General features: G+C 76.8%; 1 protein-coding gene. It reads left to right on the top strand.

Going from position 1 to position 557, the window contains the following annotated elements; all coding sequences use genetic code 11:
- Positions 1-110: 110 nt before the first annotated feature.
- The coding region (ruvA, locus tag ACYVE9_RS30390; RefSeq protein WP_461031066.1) for a Holliday junction branch migration protein RuvA at positions 111-557 on the top strand (447 nt) is incomplete at its 3' end.

Consider the following 557-nt stretch of genomic DNA (forward strand, 5'->3'; position numbering starts at 1 on the left):
CGCTCCACCGCCGGCCGCACGCCCCCGTCACCCGCATCGGCGGCCGGTACCGCCGCCGCCCGGGGCGCCTCGGTGCAGCCCACCGCACCCCTCCAGAAAGGCCCCCTGCCATGATCGCCTTCGTCTCCGGCCCGGTCGCCGCGCTCGCCCCGGACTCCGCCGTGGTGGAGGTGGGCGGCATCGGCATGTCCGTGCAGTGCACGCCCGGCACGCTGACCGCCCTGCGGGTGGGCGAACCGGCCCGGCTCGCGACCTCACTCGTCGTCCGGGAGGACTCCCTCACCCTCTACGGCTTCGCCGACGACGACGAGCGGCAGGTCTTCCAACTGCTGCAGACCGCGAGCGGCGTGGGGCCGCGGCTGGCCCAGGCGATGCTCGCCGTGCACACCCCGGACGCGCTGCGCCGCGCGGTCGCCACCGGCGACGAGAAGGCGCTGACGGCCGTGCCCGGCATCGGCAAGAAGGGCGCCCAGAAGCTGCTGCTGGAGCTCAAGGACCGCCTCGGTGCCCCGACCGGCGACGGCCCGACCGCCCCCCGCGGTACCGCGTCGGCCGCC

The sequence above is a fragment of the Streptomyces sparsus genome, assembly GCF_054776295.1.